Here is a 2,424-nt window from a genome sequence, read left to right as displayed (position 1 = left end):
CGCAGTCATGCCCGCCAACCTAACGCCTCGCGCTCATTCTCAAGAAATCGCCATACGGCAGGTGGGAGCAGCGACACAGGGATATTTCTAGCCGGGTAGGCGCCGGTTGATCAGCAACGCGCCCAGGCCCGACGCGGCGAGCACCAGAGCACCGAGCCGCAGCCAACCCACGCTGGCGTCACCCTTGATGGTCTCGTAGCCGATCTGCTCCTGAAGGTTGGTGAACACCTCCTTGAGCTGCTCGAGGCTCGATGCCGTGAACGCCTCTCCTCCGGAGAGGTCGGCGATCCTCTTGAGCATCTCGTCGTCCACCGGGACCGGCTGACGCTGGTCGTTGATCTCGACATAGCCATAGGGCGTCCCGAAGGACACCGTCGAGATCGGCACACCCTGATCGTCGGCGGTACGGGCCGCGGTGTAGGCGCCCTTGGGGTTGTCCGGGTTGGACGGCACGGTCTCCTTGCCGTCGGACATCAGCACGATGCGCGCCGGTGGGGGTTCGTCGCCACCCCCGATGACCGCACCGACCGTGGCGACCGCCTGCAGCGCCGTGAAGATACCCTCGCCGGTCGCGGTGCGGTCGGCGAGCTGCAGCTTGTCGATCGCGTTCTTGGTCGCCTCCCGGTTGGTGGTAGGCGAGACGAGCACGGTCGCGGTGCCGGCATAGGAGATCAGTCCGAGGTTGATGCCCGGGGTGAGCTGGTCGGCGAACTGCTTGGCCGCCTCCTGCGCGGCAGCCAACCGGTTGGGCGCGACATCGGTGGCACGCATCGACTGCGACACGTCGACGACGAGCATCACCACGGCACGGTTGCGCGGGATGCGGACGTCGTGTGTCGGGCCGGCCATGGCGACGGTGAACGACACCAACGCCAGGATCAGCAGGGTCGCCGGAAGGTGGCGCCATCGGCTGGGCCGCTTCGGCGCCACGCTCTCCAGCAGCTCCATGTTCGCGAACCGCAGTACCCGCCTGTGACGGGACAGCTGCACAACCACGTAGAGCGCGATCAGCCCGATGATCACCAGGAAGAACAGGAAGAACCACGGGTGCTCGAAGCCGGACAGCGACATCGGCCCGAAGAACGGTAAAGTCATGTGCTACTTGTCATTTCGTTGTTTCTTTTGTGACCGTGCGCCTGTCGGTGCGCTGTTCATCGACCGGCCAGTGCGCCGCGACGCCTACCGGCGACGAACCTGACCACATCGGAGATCCAGTCCCGGTCGGTGCGCAGGCACAGCAACGGCGCACCGCAGCGCCGGAGCGTGCGCGCCACCTCGGCGCGGTGTGCGGCGGCGGCCTGCTCGAAGTCGGCCCGCAACTGCTCGTCAATGGTGAACTCGCGGGTGCGCCCGGTCTCGGTGTCCTGCAGGACGACATCGCCGACGGCCGGCAACTCGACGTCGCGGGGGTCGAGGACCTCGATGCCGAGTACCTCGTGGCGGCCGGCGATGGCCCGCAGCGGACGCATCCAGTCGACCGGACCGAGGAAGTCACTGATGATCACCACCATGCCGCGGCGCCGCTCGGGCCTGCGTAGCGCGTCGATCGCCGCGGCCAGATCGCCGCGGACCCCGACCGGTGCCCGCGGCGTGGTGGCGATCGCGCGCAGCAGTTCCTGCTCGTGCACCCGGCCGGACAGCGCGGCCACCCGGCGGGTGGTCTCGCCGTTGGAGATGATCGCGCCCAGCCGGTTGCCGCCGCCGCTGTTGAGGAACGCGATCGACGCCGCGGCCGCCACGGCGAGGTCGCGCTTCTCGCAACCGGCGGTGCCGAAGTCCAGGCTGGCCGACACGTCGACGACGAGCCAGGTCTCCAACTCGCGGTCCGCGATCATCTGACGCACGTGCGGCGCCTGGGTGCGCGCCGTCACCGACCAGTCCATCCGGCGGACGTCGTCGCCGGGCTGGTAGATCCGCGACTCCCCCGGTTCGGAACCCGGGCCGGGCAGCAGCCCGAGGTGGTCACCGTGCAGCACCCCGTCGAGTTTTCGCCGGACGGTCAGCTCGAGCTTGCGCAACGCTGCCGTCAAGGCCGGGTCGCGGATCTCGCCGCGCTGCAGCGAGGGCAGGTCGACGCTGCGACCGGAGGGTTTGGCGCCTGGAGAATCGGGAGGAGACGTCACTTAGTGCGCCGCTTACCGGGTCAGCGGCCGCCGGCTGCGGCTGCCGCAGCCGGGACCACGGGTGGGACCGAATGACCCTGCTGCGGGATGGCGTTCACCTGGGGCAGCGCGACAGTCTGCATGATGCGGTTGACGACCGTGTCGGAGGAGACCTCGTCGGCGAGCGCGTCGTAGGTCAGCACCAGGCGGTGCCGCAGCACGTCCGGGATGACCTCGACGACGTCCTGCGGTATCACGTAGTCGCGCCCGCGGATCAGCGCCAGCGCGCGGGACGCGGCGATGATGCCCAGCGACGCGCGGG

2 protein-coding genes and 1 pseudogene are annotated in these 2,424 nt (G+C 69.0%); all 3 read right to left on the bottom strand.

Features of this window, described 5'->3' with window-relative positions; genetic code table 11:
• Positions 1–87: 87 nt before the first annotated feature.
• Positions 88–1,095, bottom strand: coding sequence for a vWA domain-containing protein (locus WA944_RS26900; RefSeq protein ID WP_526370609.1), 1,008 nt, complete (start codon positions 1,093–1,095; stop codon positions 88–90).
• Between the two features lie 56 nt (positions 1,096–1,151).
• The gene (locus tag WA944_RS26895) at positions 1,152–2,069 is read right to left on the bottom strand and encodes a DUF58 domain-containing protein (protein ID WP_526647516.1); all 918 of its coding nucleotides are present in this window, start codon (positions 2,067–2,069) and stop codon (positions 1,152–1,154) included.
• A gap of 74 nt (positions 2,070–2,143) precedes the next feature.
• Positions 2,144–2,424: pseudogene (locus tag WA944_RS26890) on the bottom strand (AAA family ATPase); the annotation flags it as partial.

This window comes from Mycobacterium sp., from assembly GCF_049683355.1.
In the GTDB taxonomy this organism is placed as follows: Bacteria; Actinomycetota; Actinomycetes; order Mycobacteriales; family Mycobacteriaceae; genus Mycobacterium.
Note: the sequence above shows the minus strand (reverse complement) of the source record. Positions and strands in the feature narration are given on the sequence as shown.

Excerpts from the sequence above, each read along its gene's own strand:
- WA944_RS26900 (WP_526370609.1), bottom strand. The coding sequence starts at position 1,095 with ATGACTTTACCGTTCTTCGGGCCGATGTCGCTGTCCGGCTTCGAGCAC.